The organism is Streptomyces sp. T39 (assembly GCF_008042045.1).
GTDB lineage: Bacteria > Actinomycetota > Actinomycetes > Streptomycetales > Streptomycetaceae > Streptomyces.
Map to the genome: position 1 here is coordinate 172,002 of NZ_RDBP01000012.1, position 18,437 is coordinate 190,438.

The following is an 18,437-nucleotide window of genomic DNA, read 5'->3' on the forward strand; positions in this document are numbered from 1 at the left end:
ACCCGCCCGCCCGACAGCCGACGAAGGAGCCCGTGCCGTGGAGCAAGGACCCGCCGCACCCCCGCTGCTCACCGTGACGACCACCACCGACAGTGCCGAGAAGGCACGCCGCCTGGCGCAGGGGGCCGTCGAGGCCCACCACGCCAGCTGGTCGAGCATCGTCTTGGCGGCCGCGTCCGGTCCCGCCGGGTCGCGGTGGTTGCCCTCGTCGTCGAAGTGGGCGCCCGCGTTGTGGAAGGAGACGGTGTCGCGCACGGTCACCGCGTGCATCTCGGCGAAGACCTGCCGCAGCTGCTCGACCGCGCGCAGACCGCCGGACATGCCCCCGTACGAGACGAAGCCGACGGGCTTGGCCTGCCACTCGCCGTAGTGCCAGTCGATCAGGGACTTGAGGACGGCGGGAAAGGAGTGGTTGTACTCGGGGGTGAGGACGACGTAGGCGTCGGCGGCGTCCAGGACCGGGGTGACCTTCTCGAGCACGGCCCTGACCTCGGGCCCGGGCCGGTAGGAGAGGGCGCTGGGCAGTTCGGTCTCGCCGAGGTCGAGGTAGTCGATCGTGAAGTCCTCCCGCAGCGTCGCCCGGGAGAGGAACCACTCGGCCACGACGGGACCGAACCGGCCCTCGCGGTTGCTGGCGAGGATGACGGCGAGCTTCAGCGGCGCCTGTGCAGGCGTGGTGGTGTTCATGCCGGGAAGCCTCCAACCGCAAGTTCGCTTGAGGTCAAGCCCGGACCGCGCAGGACCTCCTCCGTCACCGGGAGTCACCCGTTCGCCACGCAACGTCAGGCATGCCGCCCGCCTGCTGCGAAACCCGCCCGACCTGCGGGAACGCCACCTGTCCAGTGCGACACGCAGCAAAACGGAAGCCGTATCTGATGAATCATCAGCAGGCACCGGGCGCGGTTCGCCTCTTATCTCGAAGCAGACGCACCCCCCGCACCACGCGCTCCCGGAGGACCACATGCGCACCACCGTCCGCCTGCTGACCGGCGCCGCGCTGGCCATGGCCACGATAGGCCTGGGCGCCCCGGCGACCCACGCCGGCGACTTCGGCACGCTCGAGATCTACCCGCAGACCGCCGCCCCCGGCGACACGGTCGCCGTCAGCACGGAGGCGTGCGGCAAGCGCGGGCACGGCATCGGCGACGCCAGCTCGCTCGGGGCGGGCGAGTTCAAGCTGTGGCCCGGCACCCACAAGGAGGTCGCGGTCGGCGAGTTCACCGTGCCCGACGACGCCCGCTCCGGGACGTACGGGATCGGCGTGCTGTGCAAGAACGGCAAGGAGGCCACCGGCGACGTGACGATCCGTCACCACCGCCCGAGCGGCCATGTGAAGACCGGGGTCGGCGGAAGCGTCGGCCCGGACTCCACCCAGATCGCGGCGGGCGTGGCCGTACTGGCCGCTGCCGCCGTCGGCGGGACCCTGTTCCTGCGTCGCCGGGCGAGCGGCGCGCAGGGCAGCTGACGGGGGCGGCCGAGGCCGCTCCCGTACCGCCTGAGCCCCCGCTCCCGCCAGGTCCCGAGCCGGCGGGGGCGGGGTGCAGTCCGTCCCTCTCACACACCCCGGGACTTCCGGGAGGAGACGACCGGAGATGAACATGACCGCCAAGGTCAAGGGCTGGGGCCTGGTCCTCGCCGTGTGCGCGGGCCTGTGGCTGGTGCAGAACGGCGCGCGGGACGTCACCCCGCCCATGCCGTCGGCCGCCGAGGCGTTCGCGGCCGGCCCCAATCAGCACACGGACGCCGCCGCGGACCCGCTGCCCCCGTCGCGGCCGCTGCGGCTGCGCATCCCCGAGATCGACGTGGACGCCCCGGTGACCGGCCTCGGCCTCGAACGGGACGGCAGCCTGGAGGTCCCCCCGGACACCGACCGCAATCTGGCCGGCTGGTTCCGCGACGGCACCGCCCCCGGCGCCAGGGGGACGGCGATCGTCGCCGGTCACGTCGACAACGCGGAGGGGCCCTCGGTCTTCTACAGCCTGGGCGCGCTCAAGAAGGGCAACCGGGTCGAGATCGCGCGCGAGGACGGCCGGACCGCCGTCTTCACCGTCGACGCGATCGAGGTCTACGAGGCGGACGCCTTTCCCGACACGAAGGTGTACGGACCGAGCGAGCGGGCCGAGCTGCGGGTGATCACCTGCGGCGGCGGCTTCTCGGAGAAGACCGGATACCAGGGCAATGTCGTGGCGTACGGGCACCTCATCGGCGTGCGACAGGGCGGCGGCCGCCCGGCCTAGGGCCGCCCTTCGCGCGGATCCGGGTGCGCCGGCGGACCCCGGCACCCCCTGCGCCGACCGTCACGGAAAAAGCTCGCCATGGAGATAGTAGCCATGTACCGTATTTCTGGCGGCCCCGGGCACGGGTCCGCTCGTATACGGATGCAGAGGAGACACCATGTCCACGGCCCCCGCGACCGCGCCCCTGCTCAACAGCCAGATCCTCGGGCGCGCCCACTACGCCGCCCGCGCCCTGCTCGACCGCGAGCTGGCCCGCTCCGGCCACTCCTTCCTGCACTCGATCGTGCTCGGGGCGCTCGCCGCCGAGGGCGGGGAGGCCGGCCGCGACACCGTCACCGAGTACACCGTGCGGACGGTGAAGGTCCCCCCGGCCGACGCCCGGCGCGCGCTGACGGAGCTCGTGGACGGCGGATACGTCCGCGCGCTCGGCGAGGACTCCGGCCCGGTCGGGCTCACCCGGGAGGGCGAGGCCCTGCGCTCACGCCTGGCCGCGTTCTCGGCCGAGGCGGCGCCCCAGGTCTACGGGGACATCCCCGCAGAGGACCTCGCCGTGGCGGGGCGCGTGCTGCTCCAGGTCATGGAGCGGGCGGAGGCGCTGTACGCGCGCACGGCGGACCGCTACTGATCGCGGCTCCCCGGACGGCGCACCGCACCGGCCGCCCCGGGCCGGTGCGCGCCGTGCGCCTCCCGTGCGTTCCCAGGCGTCCTAGGCGTTCCACTGGTCGAAGCCGAGCTTCGCGACCAGCGAGAAGACCACCACGAGCAGCACTCCGCGCACGAACCCGCTGCCCCTGCTCAGCGCCATCCGGGCACCGATCATGCCGCCGGCCAGGTTGAAGACGGCCATCAGCGCGGCCAGCTGCCACAGCACCGTCCCCTGGTAGGCGAACATCGCCAGCGCTCCGGCGTTGGTGCAGACGTTGACGATCTTGGCGGTGGCGGAGGCCGTCACCAGGTCGAGGTGGAGCACCGCCGTGAGGGCCAGCACCAGGAAGGTGCCGGTGCCGGGGCCGAAGAGCCCGTCGTAGAAGCCGATCCCGCCGCCGACCAGGACGACGGCGGCGACCGCCCGGGACCGGGTGACCTTGCGCCGGTCGGCCGGGGCCGCGGTGCCGAACGAGGGCCGCAGCATCACGAAGGCGGCGACGCCCAGCAGGACGACCATGATCACCGGGCGCAGCACGTCGCTGCTGATCCCGGCCGCGAAGAAGGCGCCCGCCATCGAGCCCGCGAGCGCGGTGAGGCCGATCCGTACGGCGGTCCTCACCTGGACCGGGGCCCGGCGCACATAGGTGATCGCGGCGCCGGTCGTGCCGACGATGGCCACCGCCTTGTTGGTGCCCAGCACATGCGCCGCGCCGGTGTTCGGCAGTCCCAGCAGCAGCGCGGGCAGGAGCAGCAGTCCGCCGCCGCCCACGACGGCGTCGATCCAGCCGGCCGCCGCGGCGGCGACGCACAGGACGACCAGTGTGGTCAGAGATATGTCGGGCACTCGCGCGAGCCTACGGACGGGATACATGCGCCGTCCAACGATCTCCGGAGTCTTGAGCGAGCTCTGAGCTTCGCCCGGTCCGCCCGGTGCAGGGCCCCGCAGCCCCGCCCCCACCACCGCCGCGCACCACGGGCCGGCCACCCGCACCGCCGCGCGCGCCGCGGGTCCCGCCCTCACACGGCGGAGGGGCACACGCTGAGGGCAAGGTTCCCCGTGAGAAACAGAAGGGATCCGGACGGGAAACACCCGCGACGCACGCTGCTTGCATGACATCGGAGATCGTGGTGATCGGCGCCGGCACGGCAGGCGCCCGGCTTGCGCGCCAGCTCGGCGCCGCGGCCCGCGTCACCGTCATCGGCGAGGAGAACCACGCCCCCTACAACCGGGTGCTCCTCGCCGAGGTGCTCGCCGGACGGTACGCCGCGGACGTGATCGCGCTGCCCGAGGTGCCGGTGCGCCGCGGTGTGCGGGCGACCTCGATCGACCGGGAACGCCGGCTCGTGCACTGCGCCGACGGCACCTCGGTCGCCTACGACCGGCTGGTGCTCGCCACCGGCTCCAACCCGGTCCTGCCGCCCCTGCGCGGCATCGGCATCGGCGCCGGCCTCCCGGACGGGGTCCACCCGTTCCGGACCCTCGACGACTGCGCCGCGCTGTCCGCGGCCGTCGGCCCCGGCACCCGGGCGGTCGTCGTCGGCGGCGGCCTGCTCGGTGTCTCCGCGGCCCGTGCGCTCGCCACCAGAGGCGCCAAGGTGGTGCTGGCCCAGCAGGGCGAGCACCTGATGGAACGGCAGCTCGACGCCTCGGCGTCCGCGCTGCTGCGCACCCACCTGGAGTCGCTCGGCGTCGAGGTGCACACCGAGTGCCGGGTGCGCGGACTGCGCACCGGCCCCGACGGTGCGGTCGGCGCCGTCGTCCTCGCGGACGGCTTCGCGCTGGACGCCGAGGTCGTGGTGCTGGCCTGCGGTGTGCGCCCGAGGGTGGGCCTGGCGGCCGACGCAGGGCTGGAGGTCCGGCGCGGCATCGTCGTCGACGACGAGCTGCGCACCTCCGACCCGTACATCCACGCCATCGGCGACTGCGCCGAGCACGACGGCGTGGTCCACGGGCTGGCCGGGCCGGCGCTGGAACAGGCCGATGTCCTCGCCTCGGTGCTGAAGGCCGAGGAGGCACCCCGCTACACGGGCTTCCGGGCGCTGACCCGGCTGACCCTGACCTCCGCCCCCGAGGCGGACCACACCGCCGCTCCCCTGGACCTCGCCGCGTTCGGCGACCCGACCCCCCGCCCGGGGGACGACGTGGTCCAGCTCGCCGACGCCACCCGGGGCGCGTACCGCAAGGTCGTCGTCCGCGGGGACCGGCTCGTCGGCGGCGTGCTGATGGGCGACCTCGCCTCGGTCGGCGCCCTCGCCCGGGCCTGGGAGGGCGACGAGGCCCTCCCCGACTCCGTGCCCCTGCTCCACCTGCTCACCAATGATGGAGGCCTCTGACATGGCTGCGATGTCCGCGATGTCCACCCCCGCGATCAGTCCCACGATCGTGGTCGTCGGCCACGGCATGGTCGGCCAGCGCTTCCTCGAGGCCCTCGCCGACCGCGGTGTCACCGAGCGGGCGCGGATCGTCGTGCTCTGCGAGGAGCCGCGCGCCGCCTACGACCGCGTCAAGCTCACCTCGTACTTCTCCGGGAACACGCCCGACGACCTGTCCATGGTCGAGGACGGCTTCATGGAGAAGCACGGCATCGAACTGCACCTCGACGACCCCGCCGTCTCCGTCGACACCGCCGCGCGCACCGTCGTCTCGCGCGCCGGGGTGACGATCGCCTACGACACCCTGGTGCTCGCCACCGGCTCGTACCCGTTCGTGCCCCCGGTGCCGGGCAAGGACGCCGAGGGCTGCTTCGTCTACCGCACCATCGAGGACCTGCTGGCCATCGAGGAGTACGCCAAAACCTCCCGCGTGGGCGCGGTCGTCGGCGGCGGGCTGCTCGGCCTGGAGGCGGCCGGCGCCCTGAAGGGCCTCGGCCTGGAGACCCACATCGTCGAGTTCGCGCCGCGGCTGATGCCGGTGCAGGTCGACGAGGGCGGCGGCGCGGCGCTGCTGCGCACCATCGAGAACATGGGCCTCTCCGTCCACACCGGCGTCGGCACCCAGGAGGTCGTCGCCGGCGAGACGGGCGCCGTCACCGGCATGGCCCTGTCCGACGGATCGGTGCTCCCCACCGACATGGTGGTCTTCTCCGCGGGCGTACGGCCCCGGGACCAGCTGGCCCGCGAGGCGGGGCTCGCCGTCGGCGAGCGCGGCGGCATCGTCGTCGACGAGCAGTGCCGCACCTCCGACCCGGCCGTCTTCGCGATCGGCGAGTGCGCGCTCGCCTCCGACGGCCGCGTCTACGGTCTGGTGGCGCCCGGGTACGAGATGGCGGAGACGGCCGCGGCCGCGCTGGAGGGCGAGGTCAGGTCCTTCACCGGTGCCGACCTGTCCACCAAGCTGAAGCTGCTCGGCGTGGACGTCGCCTCCTTCGGCGACGCGCACGGCACCGCCGAGGGCTGCCTCGACGTGGTGTACTCCGACTCCCGTGCGGGGCTCTACAAGAAGCTCGTGATCGGCACCGACGGGACGCTGCTCGGCGGCATCCTGGTCGGCGACGCCGAGCAGTACGGCACCCTGCGGGCCTTCACCGGCTCCAAGCCCCCGGTCTCCGCCGAGCAGCTGGTGCTGCCCGCCGGAGCGGGCGCGCCCGTGGCGCTCGGCCCGGCCGCCCTGCCGGACGAGGCGGTCGTCTGCTCCTGCCACAACGTCACCAAGGGCACCATCCGCGGCGCGGTCAACGACCACCAGTGCACGACGGTGCCCGAGGTCAAGAAGTGCACCAAGGCGGGCACCGGCTGCGGAAGCTGCGTGAAGGTGCTGGGCCAGCTGGTCAACGCCGAGCTGGAGGCGTCGGGCGTCGAGGTCGACAAGGGCCTGTGCGCCTGCTTCGGCCAGACCCGCCAGGAGCTCTACGAGATCGTCCGGGCGCTGCGCATCACCTCCTACCAGCAGCTGCTCGACCACCACGGCCGCAAGGCGGCACGCGGCGGCAACGGCTGCGAGGTCTGCAAGCCGACCGTCGGCTCGATCATCGCCTCGCTCGCACCGACGATCGGCGCGAGCGGATACGTCCTGGAGGGCGAGCAGGCGGCGCTCCAGGACACCAACGACCACTTCCTGGCGAACATGCAGAAGAACGGGTCGTACTCGATCGTGCCCCGCATCCCCGGCGGAGAGATCACCCCGGAGAAGCTGATCGTGATCGGCGAGGTGGCACGGGACTTCGGGCTCTACACGAAGATCACCGGCGGCCAGCGGATCGACCTCTTCGGGGCCCGGGTGGACCAGCTCCCCCAGATCTGGGGCCGGCTGGTGGACGCGGGCTTCGAGTCCGGGCACGCCTACGGCAAGGCGCTGCGGACGGTGAAGTCCTGCGTGGGGCAGACCTGGTGCCGCTACGGCGTGCAGGACTCGGTCCGCATGGCGATCGACCTGGAGCTGCGCTACCGGGGCCTGCGGTCGCCCCACAAGCTGAAGTCGGCCGTCTCCGGCTGCCAGCGCGAGTGCGCCGAGGCCCAGTCCAAGGACTTCGGGGTGATCGCCACGGCCAACGGCTGGAACCTCTACGTCGGCGGCAACGGCGGCGCGACCCCCCGCCACGCCGACCTGCTCGCCCAGGACCTGTCGGACGGCGAACTGATCCGGCTGATCGACCGGTTCCTGATGTTCTACATCCGCACGGCCGACCGTCTGGAGCGGACCTCGACCTGGCTGGAGCGGATCGAGGGCGGCCTGGACCATGTCCGCGACGTGGTGGTGGAGGACTCGCTGGGCATCTGCGCCGAGCTGGAGTCCCTGATGGCCGATCACGTCGCCGGCTACCGCGACGAGTGGGCCGAGACCCTCGACGACCCGGAGCGGCTGATGCGGTTCGTGTCCTTCGTCAACGCTCCAGACGTGCCCGACCCCACGGTCAGGTTCGTGCCCGAGCGGGATCAGGTCAAGCCCGATCTGCCCCTGCTGTCCATCCGTCCGCTGGACGAAGCACTGGAAGGAAGCGCCGCCCGATGACCATCGCCCCTGAGAAGACCGACGTCCAGCTCGAGATCAAGATCGGCGACGACTGGCTGGCCGTGTGCCCGCTGTCGCGGCTCGTCCCCGGACGCGGTGTCGCGGCACTGCTCCCCGGCGGCCGTCAGGCCGCGCTGTTCCTGGACCGCGACGGCCGGCCGTACGCGATCGACAACCGTGACCCGTTCGGCGGTGCGCAGGTCCTCTCGCGCGGCCTGATCGGCACCGCGGCAGGCCGCCACTTCGTGGCGTCCCCGCTGCTCAAGCAGCGTTTCGACCTGGAGACGGGAGCCTGCCTCGACGACGAGGAGGTCTCGGTGACGGCGTACGAGGTGCGGCTGTACTGAGCCCGTCCCGGCGGACTCCGCCCACGCGCCGCCTGTCACTGCCCTGACTCTTCGCGGCGCGTGGGCGGCACACCTCCCGCGGGGGTGCTCACCGCGGACCCCGAACCTGCCCCCGGAGCCGGTGACCTTCCACCCGGCCCGGGGGCCGGGTCTGTCACCCGGCCCCGTGCGCGTGCCCCGGTCCGGGGGAAAGGGCCCCTGCCGTGCCGCCCGGTCACTCGCCTGCCGTCGCCTCCTGCATGGCCTCGACGTCCATCCAGACGACCTCCCAGTTGTGGTGGTCGACGTCCTGGAAGGAGCGGCCGTACATGAAGCCGAAGTCCTGGGTCTCGCCCGACGGGGAGCCGCCGGCCGCCAGGGCGCCGTCGACCAGTGCGTCCACGGCCGCGCGGTTCTCGGCGCTGAGCGCGAAGATGGCCTCGGTGGACGTGGTGGCGTCGGTGATCTCCTTCTTGGTGAAGTCCTTGAAGCGCTGCTCCGTCAGCAGCATGGCGAAGATCGTGTCGCTGATGACGAGACAGGCGGCGTTCTCGTCGGTGAACTGCGGGTTGAAGGAGTAACCCAGCTCGGTCCAGAAGGACTTGCTGGTCTCGAGGTCCTTGACCGGCAGGTTCAGGAAGATCATCTGGGACATGGCGTGCTCTCTCTCGTCATGCGGTGCCCGGTGCGGTGCTGTCGAATGGACAGACGAACGGGCCGCCGGATTCTCATCGGTCCGGCCGCAGCTTTTTCTTCACCCCGCGTGCCCGCTCACCGTCACCCCGCGTTGAGGTGGACGCAACTCGCCCCGCCTAGGTTCTGCGGCGCGCGACCCCGCGGCGCCGGCCGGTGCCGCGGGGCGGTCATCCCCCTCTGGAGTGACACGTGGAACGTCGCAGTTTCCTGCGCGGAGCGGTCGTCGGCACGTCCGCCGCAGCGTTCGGCTTCACCCTCTGGCAGGGTGCCGCGTCCGCGGCGCCCGCCCAGCCGGGCGCCGGCCCGTACGGGTCGCTCGGCGCGGCGGACGCCCATGGCATCCAGCTGCCGGCCGGTTTCACCAGCCGGGTCGTCGCCCGCTCCGGCCAGAAGGTCGGCTCCACCTCGTACACCTGGCACAACGCCCCCGACGGCGGCGCCTGCTACACCGACGGCGCGGGCTGGATCTACGTCTCCAACTCCGAGATCAACCCCTCCGGCGGAGCGAGCGCGGTGCGCTTCGACGCGTCGGGCTCCATCACCGGGGCCTACCGCATCCTGTCGAACACCCGCCAGAACTGCGCGGGCGGCAAGACGCCCTGGAACACCTGGCTGTCGTGCGAGGAGGTCAGCCTCGGCTACGTCTACGAGGCCGACCCGTACGGCGTGAACGCCGCTGTGCAGCGCCCCGCCATGGGCCGGTTCAAGCACGAGGCCGCGGCCGCCGACCCGGTCCGCAGGGTGGTCTACCTCACCGAGGACGAGACCAGCGGCTGCCTGTACCGCTTCGTCCCCACCACCTGGGGCGACCTGTCCTCCGGCACGCTCCAGGTGCTGGTCGCGGGCTCGGGGACGTCCGGGTCCTTCACCTGGGCGAACGTGCCGGACCCGGACGGCTCCCCGACGGTCACCCGCAGCCAGGTGTCGGGGGCGAAGAAGTTCAACGGCGGCGAGGGCTGCCACTACGCCAACGACACCGTGTGGTTCACCACCAAGGGCGACAACCGGCTCTGGCAGCTCGACGTCACGTCGAACACCTATCAGCTGGCGTACGACGACTCCCTGGTCAGCGGCGGCTCGGCGCCGCTCACCGGGGTGGACAACGTCACGGGCGCGGCCTCGGGGGACCTGTTCGTCGCCGAGGACGGCGGCACCATGGAGATCTGTGTGATCACCCCCGACGACGTCGTCGCCCCCTTCCTGCGGATCACCGGACAGTCCGGGTCCGAGATCTGCGGTCCTGCCTTCTCGCCGGACGGACGCCGGCTGTACTTCTCCAGCCAGCGCGGTACCAGCGGCAGTTCGTCGGGCGGCATCACCTACGAGGTGACCGGTCCGTTCCGCGCGTAGGGCCGGGGCTCGGGGCGGGTCTCCGGCCCGGGCTCCGGACGGGGCTCCGCGGGGACGCCGCCGCGCAGCAGGGCGGCGCCCAGCGGGGTCAGCGTGTGGAGGACTGCGTTCCCGTGCCGCAGGGTGACGACCAGGCCGGACTCGCGCAGTACCGCGGCGTGCTGGCTCGCGGAGGCCAGGGACACCCCTGCCCTGCGGGCCAGTTCGCTGGTGGTGCAGCCGTGCCGGATGGCCTGGAGGACCGCCGAGCGGGTGTGGCCGACGAGCCGGCCGAGCGAGGCGCCTGCCGCCTCCGGCAGGGCGGACTCGCCGCTGTGCTGCACGGGATAGACCAGGACCGGCGGCAGGGTGGGGTCGCGCAGCACGACGGGTGTGCCCCGGCAGAAGAACGACGGCTGGAGGAGCAGGCCCCGGCCGTCCAGGTGGAGTTCCCGGGCGACCGGGTAGTCGGCCTCCAGGACGGGAGCCCGCCAGCGCAGCACCGGGGGCAGGGAGTCGAGGAGCTCGGCGGCGCCGCCGTCGAGGAGGGCGCGCCCGCGCGCCGCGCGGTCCGCCTCCACCCGTGCCCGCACATGCGGCCAGTACGGCTCCAGGGCGGCGCGGTGGTAGGCGCGCAGGGCGTCCACGAGGCGGCCCACGGCGTCCTGGCGGCCTTCGGAGAGCGCCGCGAGCCGGGCGGGCAGCACGCGCAGCGGGGAGCGGTGTGCGGCCGTCAGGGCCACTTCCGTGCGCAGCCGCTCGGGCGGGGTGGCCCGCAGTGCCGCCAGGCCCGCCTCCAGGCCGTCACGGCCCTCCACGGGCGTCAGGAAATCCGGGAAATACCCGCGCGGCGGAATCAGTTGGGCCAGCAGACGCGTTTCGCCTTTCAACCGGACACGTGCTTCCGACCGCCATTCACCGAACACGAGGGAGCCTCTGCGGTCCCTCAGCCGGTGGAAACTCAGCATCGATTCCCACAGCGCGTCGGGACCGGCCGCCATCCTTACGCGCGCCAGATCGTCCGCATGGAAATGAATACGAAGCACCGAACCCCCACTTGTTGCACCCGCAATCGCCCCCACCAATGAGTATGCATGCAATCACAGGTTGTTACCACGGTGTTTCGGCCACAGTTGAAACACCTCGCGGCACCACAGGGGCAACCGAAAGGCTGTACGACGTCGGGCATGAAACCTTCATCACCGATGTGACGCAGCTAGGACCGTGGGGGGCCTGCGCGTCCGGCGGCGGTGATGGAGGTTGCGGCTCCGTGTCCGGCACGGGTAATGGAGTGCGGTCGGTGGGTGGGGATCCGCCGGCCGCACTCCGCCGGATCTTTGCTCGGGAAACGGCAGGAATTCGCTCCCCGTTAAACGTCCGCAATTCAACTGAACAGCGGGTCAGCACGGACGGTCCCCGTCCGGGGGCCGGGAAGCCACGGCGGGCCCGGAGACGGAGAAGCGGAAGGGGCAGGCGCCTCGCACGGGGCGCCTGCCCCTTCCGCTGTGATTCCGGGACCGTCACCGGGACGCCGGTGAGGGTCGGGTTACCGGGCTCCGGGTTTCGTGCCCCGGCCCGGATGACGGCCCCGGAAGGGTGTCCGCCTCGGGCGGACGGGTGCTCGGGCGCCGTTGACCGAGCACCTCCCGCCGCCGGCGGGAGCCCTGGCCCGCCTCAGCGGGAGTCGCTGCCCGCCGACTGCGCGGCCGCGCGGCCCGCCTCCAGGCGCGCCACCGGGATGCGGAACGGCGAGCAGGAGACGTAGTCGAGGCCGACCTCGTGGAAGAAGTGCACGGACTCCGGGTCGCCGCCGTGTTCGCCGCAGACACCGAGCTTGAGGTCGGGCCGGGTGGCCCGGCCCGCCGCCACGGCGTCGCGGACGAGGGCGCCCACGCCGTCCTTGTCGATCGTCTCGAACGGGCTGACGCCGAAGATGCCCTTCTCCAGGTACGCGGTGAAGAAGCTCGCCTCCACGTCGTCGCGGGAGAAGCCCCACACCGTCTGGGTCAGGTCGTTGGTGCCGAAGGAGAAGAACTCCGCGGCCTCCGCGATCTGCCCGGCGGTCAGCGCCGCCCGCGGCAGCTCGATCATCGTGCCGAGGGCCAGCTTCAGTTCGACACCGGTCTGCCGCGCGACCTCGGCGATGACCGCCTCGGCCTCGTCGCGGACGATCTCCAGCTCCTGGACGGTGCCCACCAGCGGGATCATGATCTCCGCGCGCGGGTCGCCCTTGGCGTCGACGCGCTGCGCCGCGGCCTCGGCGATGGCCCGCACCTGCATCCCGAACAGGCCGGGGATGACCAGGCCGAGACGCACGCCGCGCAGACCGAGCATCGGGTTCTGCTCGTGCAGCCGGTGCACGGCCTGGAGCAGGCGCAGGTCGTTCTCGTTGGAGTCCTTGCGGGCCTCGGCGAGGGCGACGCGCACCGACAGCTCGGTGATGTCGGGCAGGAACTCGTGCAGCGGCGGGTCGAGCAGACGCACCGTCACCGGCAGTCCGTCCATCGCCTCGAAGAGCTCGACGAAGTCCTTCTTCTGGAGCGGCAGCAGGGCCTTCAGGGCCTCCTCGCGCTCCTCGTCGGTGTCGGCGAGGATCAGCTTCTCGACCATCTCGCGGCGCTCGCCGAGGAACATGTGCTCGGTGCGGCACAGGCCGATGCCCTGGGCGCCGAAGCGGCGGGCGCGCAGCGCGTCCTCGGCGTTGTCCGCGTTGGCCCGTACCCGCAGCCGGCGCACCCGGTCCGCGTACGCCATGATCCGGTGGACGGCCTGCACGAGCTCGTCGGCGTCGTCGGCGCCGGCGTGCATGCGGCCCTCGAAGTACTCGACGACCGGGGACGGCACGACCGGCACCTCACCGAGGTACACCTTGCCCGTGGAACCGTCGATGGAGACGACGTCGCCCTCCTCGACGACCGTGCCGCCCACCGTCATCCGGCGGCGCTTGGTGTCGACCTCCAGGTCCTCGGCACCGCAGACGCAGGTCTTGCCCATGCCGCGGGCGACGACGGCGGCGTGCGAGGTCTTGCCGCCGCGCGAGGTCAGGATGCCCTCGGCGGCGATCATGCCGTCCAGGTCGTCCGGGTTGGTCTCGCGGCGGATGAGGATGACCTTCTCGCCCGAACGCGACCACTTGACGGCCGTGTAGGAGTCGAAGACGGCCTTGCCGACCGCCGCGCCCGGGGAGGCGGCGATGCCGCGGCCCAGCAGCTCGGTGGTCGCGCGGTCGTCGAAGCGCGGGAACATGAGCTGCGCCAGCTGCGCCCCGTTGACGCGCTGGAGCGCCTCGGCCTCGTCGATCAGGCCCTGGTCGACGAGCTGCGTGGCGATGCGGAACGCGGCGCCCGCGGTGCGCTTGCCGACGCGGGTCTGGAGCATCCACAGCTGACCGCGCTCGATGGTGAACTCGATGTCGCAGAGGTCCCGGTAGTGGTTCTCCAGGGTCTCCATGATCTGCATCAGCTGGTCGTACGACGCCTTGTCGATCGACTCCAGGTCCGCCAGCGGGACGGTGTTGCGGATGCCCGCCACGACGTCCTCGCCCTGGGCGTTCTGGAGGTAGTCGCCGTACACGCCCTGGTGGCCGGAGGCGGGGTCGCGGGTGAAGGCGACACCGGTGCCGGAGTCCGGACCGAGGTTGCCGAAGACCATGGAACACACGTTGACGGCGGTGCCGAGGTCGCCGGGGATGCGCTCCTGACGGCGGTAGAGCTTCGCCCGGTCGGTGTTCCAGGAGTCGAAGACCGCGTGGATGGCGAGGTCCATCTGCTCGCGCGGGTCCTGCGGGAAGTCCCGTCCGGCCTCGGCCCTGACGATCTTCTTGAAGTGCTTGACCAGCTTCTTCAGGTCGGCGGCGTCGAGGTCGGTGTCGACGGTGACCTTCTTGGCGGTCTTGGCCTCGTCCAGGGCGTCCTCGAAGAGTTCGCCGTCGACGCCGAGCACCGTCTTGCCGAACATCTGGATGAGGCGGCGGTACGAGTCCCAGGCGAAGCGCTCGTCGCCCGCCTGGGCGGCGAGGCCGGCGACGGACTCGTCGGACAGGCCGATGTTGAGGACGGTGTCCATCATGCCGGGCATCGAGAACTTGGCGCCCGAGCGCACCGAGACGAGCAGCGGGTCGTCGGCCTGGCCGAGCTTCTTGCCCATGGACCGCTCCAGGGCGTCGAGGTGCGCACTCACCTCGTCGCGGAGCGCCGCCGGCTCCTCGCCGCTGTCGAGGTAGACCTTGCACGCCTCGGTCGTGATCGTGAACCCGGGAGGGACCGGAAGACCGAGGTTGGTCATCTCGGCGAGGTTCGCACCCTTGCCACCGAGCAGGTCCTTCAGGTCCTTGTTGCCCTCGGTGAAGTCGTAGACGAACTTCTGATCTTTGTTTTCCGACACGGGTCTCGACTCCTCGAGGACTCGGGTGGCTGCCCTGACGGCGAGGAACATACCCAGATCAAAGGCGTCTGGGTACGTCCACTTGCGCGTCATACGGCCTTAACCACTCGTCCGCCAGCAGATCGAAAGTGCCGGACGGCCGGGAGGGCGGTCCCCCCTGCGTTCGACTCCTGAACACATCGATGCGCAGGGTGATCGTTGATCGATCATTTTCCCACGGAGGGTGATCACAGCCGACGCGATCCGAAAGCCAAAAGGGTGGCACTGAGTGCCACCCTTCGGGAGGTGCAGGCGTCCGGAAATCGCTCATCTGAGCGCGCCCCCTATCAGGGGTGGCGAGGATCACGCCGTTCGCGGGTCCGGAATTCCATCATCCGGACCCTCTTCGGCAAGGTCAGCCGCCGGAGGTGTCCAGCTCCGCCTCCTCGCCGACGCCCGCACAGTCGTAGGGATCCTTCAGCCAGCCGTCCGGCAGCACCACGCGGTTGTTGCCCGACGTACGCCCCCGGGGACCGTCGGCTCCCGCCGGCCACGCCTGGTCCAGGTCCAGCTCGCTCAACTGAGCGCCCAGCTCGTCCAGGGACGAGGTGACCGCCAGCCGCTTGCGCATCTCCGAGCCCACCGCGAAGCCCTTCAGATACCAGGCCACATGCTTGCGGAAGTCGATGACACCGCGTGACTCGTCGCCGATCCACTCCCCCAGCAGCGTCGCGTGGCGCAGCATCACGTCCGCCACCTCGCGCAGCGCCGGCCGGGCGTACTCCCCCCGGCGCCCCTCGAAGGCCGCCACCAGGTCCCCGAAGAGCCAGGGACGGCCGAGGCAGCCGCGCCCGACGACCACGCCGTCGCAGCCCGTCTCGCGCACCATCCGCAGCGCGTCGTCCGCGGACCAGATGTCACCGTTGCCGAGCACCGGAATCTCCGGGACGTGCTCCTTCAGCCGGGCGATCGCCTCCCAGTCCGCCGTGCCGCCGTAGTGCTGCGCGGCCGTGCGCCCGTGCAGGGCGATGGCCGTCACGCCCTCGTCGACGGCGATCCGGCCCGCGTCGAGGAACGTGATGTGGTCGTCGTCGATGCCCTTGCGCATCTTCATCGTGACGGGCAGGCCGCCCGCGTTCCCCACGGCCTCGTGGAGGATCGCCCGCAGCAGGTTCCGCTTGTACGGGAGGGCGGAGCCGCCGCCCTTGCGGGTCACCTTGGGGACCGGGCAGCCGAAGTTCAGGTCGATGTGGTCGGCCAGGTCCTCGTCCACGATCATGCGCACGGCCTTGCCGACGGTGACCGGGTCCACCCCGTACAGCTGGATCGAGCGCGGGGTCTCGGTCGCGTCGAAGTGGATCAGCTGCATGGTCTTCTCGTTGCGCTCCACCAGGGCGCGGGTGGTGATCATCTCGCTGACGAACAGGCCCTTGCCCCCGCTGAACTCGCGGCACAGGGTGCGGAAGGGGGCGTTGGTGATACCGGCCATGGGGGCGAGCACCACCGGCGGCTGGACGGCGTGCGGACCGATCCGGAGGGTGGGGGCGGCGGGGGCGAGCGTGGTCATCCGCCCATTGTCCCGCATGGACCGGGCGCCGCGGAGGCCGCGTGAGACATGCGACATCGTCACCCGCGTCATATTTTGTCCGCAATGCCGAGGTCGCGCCCCGGCCGATGGCCGCACCGGCGGCGTCTGCGGCGACGGGGCSGCCCCGTCGCCGCAGACGCCGATCGGAGAGACCGTGCACCGCTCCCGCCTCGCTCCCGCCCTGCTGGCCCCGCTGCTCGCCGCCGCCCTGACCGCCTGCGGCTCCGACGACGAGGGCGGGGACGCCTCGACGGCCACGCCGAGCACCGGCGCCACCGAGTCCGCGTCGCCGTCCGGTACGGGGGCGAGCCAGTCCGCCTCCCCGCCCGGCCAGGCGGAGCGGGACGCCTCGGTCTCCGCGGAGGGCGCGCGCATCCGCGCCTCGGCCTCCGCCCAGCTGCAGGACGCCGAGGGCCGGGGGAACGCGGCCTCGGACGTGTCCCTCCAGGGCGTGGCCACCGCCCGGACGGACGGTCAGCGCACCGCCCTCGTCCGGGTCACCAATTCGACCGACGAGGAGGCCTTCTACGCGGTGCAGGTGGACTTCGTCGCCGAGGACGGCACGGTCGTCGACTCCGTGGTCACCGGCTTCACCGACGTCGACCCCGGGGAGCGGGTCGAGCGCTACGTCTCCAGCCGCAAGGCCGGGCAGTCCGACACCCCGACGACCCCTCGCGTCGTCAAGGCCGAACGCGACTGACCCCGCGCCCCTTCACGGGCCGGGTCAGAGGCTGATCCAGCCGAGGGCGAGGGCGACGAGACCGAGGACCGCCCCCGCCACGGAGATCGCGCAGATCAGCAGCTCGCGCGGGGAGAAGAGCTGCCGGCCCTGCTCGCGGCGGGCCTTGGCGAACAGCAGCGTCGCCGGCGCGTACACGATGAACGACACCAGCACGAACTTCGGCCCGGCGGCGAACAGCAGGAACGCCGTGTAGGCGGTGGCGACCGCGGCGACCGTGATCTCCCGCCCCGTGATCCCGCCGCCCGCCGTCCGCTCGTCCGGCCGCAGCCCGATCTTCAGGGCGAACGCCGCCGCCAGTAGGAACGGGATGAGGCTCAGCGCACTGGTGAGGTCGAGCGCGAAGGTGAACGCGTCGTCCGAGAACAGCGTCACGATCAGCACGAGCTGGCTCAGCAGCGTCGTCATCATCAGGGCCGGCACCGGCACGTCGTCGCCGCTGGAGCGGCCGAGGAAGCGCGGCATGTCCTCGTCCTTCGCCGCCACGAACAGCACCTCCGCGGCCATCAGCGTCCACGCCAGGTACGCGCCGAGCACCGACACGATCAGTCCGACGCTGACGAAGACCGTGCCCCAGGTCCCGACCGCGTGCTCCAGCACTCCGGCCATGGACGGCTGGCGCAGCTCGGCGATCTCGCCCATCGGCATGATGCCGTAGGACACGACGGTGACCGAGGCGAAGACGGCGAAGACGCTCAGGAAGCCGAGCACGGTCGCCCGGCCGACGTCCGCGCGCCGTTTGGCGTGCCGCGAGTAGACGCTGGCGCCCTCGACGCCCAGGAAGACGAAGACCGTGGCCAGCATGGTGCCGCGGACCTGGTCGAACAGGGAGCCGGCGTAGTCGGCGCCGGCGAAGTTGTCGGCGAAGACCCTTGCGTCGAAGTAGAACAGCGCGATGAGGACGAAGACGAGGATCGGGACGATCTTGGCGACCGTGACGACGCGGTTGATCGTCGTGGCCTCCTTCACCCCGCGGCGGATCAGCAGGAAGAAGCCCCACAGCCCGAGCGTGGAGAGCACGGCGGCGAGCAGCGTGTCGCCGTCGCCGAGCGCGGGCCAGATCGCGCCGACGGTGGACATGATGAGGACCCAGTACGTCACGTTGCCGACGCACGCGCTGGCCCAGTAGCCGAACGCGGAGAAGAAGCCCAGGTACTCGCCGAAGCCCGCCTTGGCGTACGCGTAGACCCCCGCGTCGAGATCGGGCCGGCGCACGGCCAGCGACTGGAAGACGAACGCCAGCATCAGCATGCCGGTGCCGGCGATCGCCCAGGCGATCAGCGCTCCCGCGACGCCGGTCTCCTGCGCGAAGCGGCTCGGCAGCGAGAAGACGCCCGCCCCGACCATCGAGCCGACCACCATCGCGGTCAGGGTCGTGAGGGTCAGCTTCGCCGTCGGCGAGGCGACCTCCTGACTCCCGGTCCGCTCCGTGCTCCCGCCCATGGCGCGCCCCCACTCGACTCCGGGGCGGCGCGGTCGGCGGCGCCCGTACGACGAGCGAGAATCTATCCCTTTTGGGTAAGGATGCCCGCGATTGGGGGGTGGGACGTGTCCCGCGCGAGGG

General features: G+C 71.9%; 14 protein-coding genes and 1 pseudogene. 8 read left to right on the top strand and 7 right to left on the bottom strand.

What is annotated here, in order from left to right:
• Positions 1–108: 108 nt before the first annotated feature.
• Positions 109–687 (bottom strand): annotated as a pseudogene (locus EAO77_RS01670) (NADPH-dependent FMN reductase); the annotation flags it as partial.
• Positions 688–961: 274 nt separating this feature from the next.
• On the opposite strand from EAO77_RS01670, the gene EAO77_RS01675 reads away from it, so the two are divergent.
• From EAO77_RS01675 to EAO77_RS01685, 3 genes are all read left to right on the top strand, one after another.
• Positions 962–1,465: a hypothetical protein gene (locus tag EAO77_RS01675; protein ID WP_147986354.1), complete on the top strand. Its 504-nt coding sequence runs from the start codon at positions 962–964 to the stop codon at positions 1,463–1,465.
• A 133-nt stretch (positions 1,466–1,598) separates the two neighbouring features.
• Entirely contained in the window at positions 1,599–2,237 is a 639-nt protein-coding gene (locus EAO77_RS01680; protein ID WP_147988883.1) for a class F sortase, read from the top strand.
• Between the two features lie 157 nt (positions 2,238–2,394).
• On the top strand, positions 2,395–2,862 hold the full coding sequence (locus EAO77_RS01685; RefSeq protein WP_147986355.1) for a hypothetical protein: 468 nt from the start codon (positions 2,395–2,397) through the stop codon (positions 2,860–2,862).
• 81 nt (positions 2,863–2,943) lie between these two features.
• Here EAO77_RS01685 and EAO77_RS01690 read toward each other — a convergent pair whose 3' ends face one another.
• Positions 2,944–3,729 (bottom strand): sulfite exporter TauE/SafE family protein, encoded by a 786-nt coding sequence (locus EAO77_RS01690; RefSeq protein ID WP_147986356.1) that lies wholly within the window; start codon positions 3,727–3,729, stop codon positions 2,944–2,946.
• Between the two features lie 266 nt (positions 3,730–3,995).
• On the opposite strand from EAO77_RS01690, the gene EAO77_RS01695 reads away from it, so the two are divergent.
• The 3 genes from EAO77_RS01695 to nirD are packed head-to-tail and all read left to right on the top strand — an operon-like array spanning position 3,996 to position 8,180.
• Complete coding sequence (locus EAO77_RS01695; RefSeq protein ID WP_147986357.1) at positions 3,996–5,219, top strand: NAD(P)/FAD-dependent oxidoreductase; 1,224 nt, start codon at positions 3,996–3,998, stop codon at positions 5,217–5,219.
• A 1-nt stretch (position 5,220) separates the two neighbouring features.
• Entirely contained in the window at positions 5,221–7,833 is a 2,613-nt protein-coding gene (nirB, locus tag EAO77_RS01700) for a nitrite reductase large subunit NirB (protein ID WP_261993763.1), read from the top strand.
• Positions 7,830–8,180 carry a nitrite reductase small subunit NirD gene (gene nirD, locus EAO77_RS01705; RefSeq protein WP_147986358.1) on the top strand — a complete coding sequence of 117 codons (351 nt, stop codon included), beginning with the start codon at positions 7,830–7,832 and terminating at the stop codon, positions 8,178–8,180. The genes nirB and nirD overlap by 4 nt, the downstream gene beginning before the upstream one ends.
• A 214-nt stretch (positions 8,181–8,394) precedes the next feature.
• Here the strand turns inward: nirD and EAO77_RS01710 are convergent, their stop codons facing one another.
• Positions 8,395–8,814, bottom strand: a complete 420-nt coding sequence (locus EAO77_RS01710; RefSeq protein WP_147986359.1) for a VOC family protein — start codon at positions 8,812–8,814, stop codon at positions 8,395–8,397.
• A 230-nt stretch (positions 8,815–9,044) separates the two neighbouring features.
• On the opposite strand from EAO77_RS01710, the gene EAO77_RS01715 reads away from it, so the two are divergent.
• Positions 9,045–10,205 carry a PhoX family protein gene (locus tag EAO77_RS01715; protein WP_147986360.1) on the top strand — a complete coding sequence of 387 codons (1,161 nt, stop codon included), beginning with the start codon at positions 9,045–9,047 and terminating at the stop codon, positions 10,203–10,205.
• On the opposite strand, the gene EAO77_RS01720 is transcribed toward EAO77_RS01715, so the two are convergent.
• The 3 genes from EAO77_RS01720 to dusB all read right to left on the bottom strand — a co-directional run bounded on the left by EAO77_RS01720 (position 10,175) and on the right by dusB (position 16,113).
• A complete protein-coding gene (locus EAO77_RS01720) occupies positions 10,175–11,230 on the bottom strand; it encodes an ArsR/SmtB family transcription factor (protein WP_187283087.1) in 1,056 nt (351 codons plus the stop codon). The two genes, EAO77_RS01715 and EAO77_RS01720, sit on opposite strands and share 31 nt — an antisense overlap.
• Positions 11,231–11,858: 628 nt before the next feature.
• Positions 11,859–14,567, bottom strand: a complete 2,709-nt coding sequence (gene ppdK / locus EAO77_RS01725) for a pyruvate, phosphate dikinase (RefSeq protein ID WP_147986361.1) — start codon at positions 14,565–14,567, stop codon at positions 11,859–11,861.
• 394 nt (positions 14,568–14,961) lie between these two features.
• Positions 14,962–16,113, bottom strand: coding sequence for a tRNA dihydrouridine synthase DusB (dusB, locus tag EAO77_RS01730; RefSeq protein ID WP_147986362.1), 1,152 nt, complete (start codon positions 16,111–16,113; stop codon positions 14,962–14,964).
• 175 nt (positions 16,114–16,288) lie between these two features.
• On the opposite strand from dusB, the gene EAO77_RS01735 reads away from it, so the two are divergent.
• Complete coding sequence (locus tag EAO77_RS01735; protein WP_261993764.1) at positions 16,289–16,834, top strand: hypothetical protein; 546 nt, start codon at positions 16,289–16,291, stop codon at positions 16,832–16,834.
• Between the two features lie 24 nt (positions 16,835–16,858).
• On the opposite strand, the gene EAO77_RS01740 is transcribed toward EAO77_RS01735, so the two are convergent.
• Positions 16,859–18,316, bottom strand: coding sequence for a basic amino acid/polyamine antiporter (locus EAO77_RS01740; RefSeq protein ID WP_261993765.1), 1,458 nt, complete (start codon positions 18,314–18,316; stop codon positions 16,859–16,861).
• Positions 18,317–18,437: the final 121 nt, after the last annotated feature.

Coding starts and splice junctions, on each gene's coding strand:
- EAO77_RS01740 (WP_261993765.1), bottom strand. CDS start 18,316: ATGGGCGGGAGCACGGAGCGGACCGGGAGTCAGGAGGTCGCCTCGCCG.
- dusB (WP_147986362.1), bottom strand. CDS start 16,113: ATGACCACGCTCGCCCCCGCCGCCCCCACCCTCCGGATCGGTCCGCAC.
- EAO77_RS01710 (WP_147986359.1), bottom strand. CDS start 8,814: ATGTCCCAGATGATCTTCCTGAACCTGCCGGTCAAGGACCTCGAGACC.
- EAO77_RS01675 (WP_147986354.1), top strand. CDS start 962: ATGCGCACCACCGTCCGCCTGCTGACCGGCGCCGCGCTGGCCATGGCC.
- EAO77_RS01685 (WP_147986355.1), top strand. CDS start 2,395: ATGTCCACGGCCCCCGCGACCGCGCCCCTGCTCAACAGCCAGATCCTC.
- nirD (WP_147986358.1), top strand. CDS start 7,830: ATGACCATCGCCCCTGAGAAGACCGACGTCCAGCTCGAGATCAAGATC.
- EAO77_RS01680 (WP_147988883.1), top strand. CDS start 1,599: ATGACCGCCAAGGTCAAGGGCTGGGGCCTGGTCCTCGCCGTGTGCGCG.
- EAO77_RS01695 (WP_147986357.1), top strand. CDS start 3,996: ATGACATCGGAGATCGTGGTGATCGGCGCCGGCACGGCAGGCGCCCGG.
- nirB (WP_261993763.1), top strand. CDS start 5,221: ATGGCTGCGATGTCCGCGATGTCCACCCCCGCGATCAGTCCCACGATC.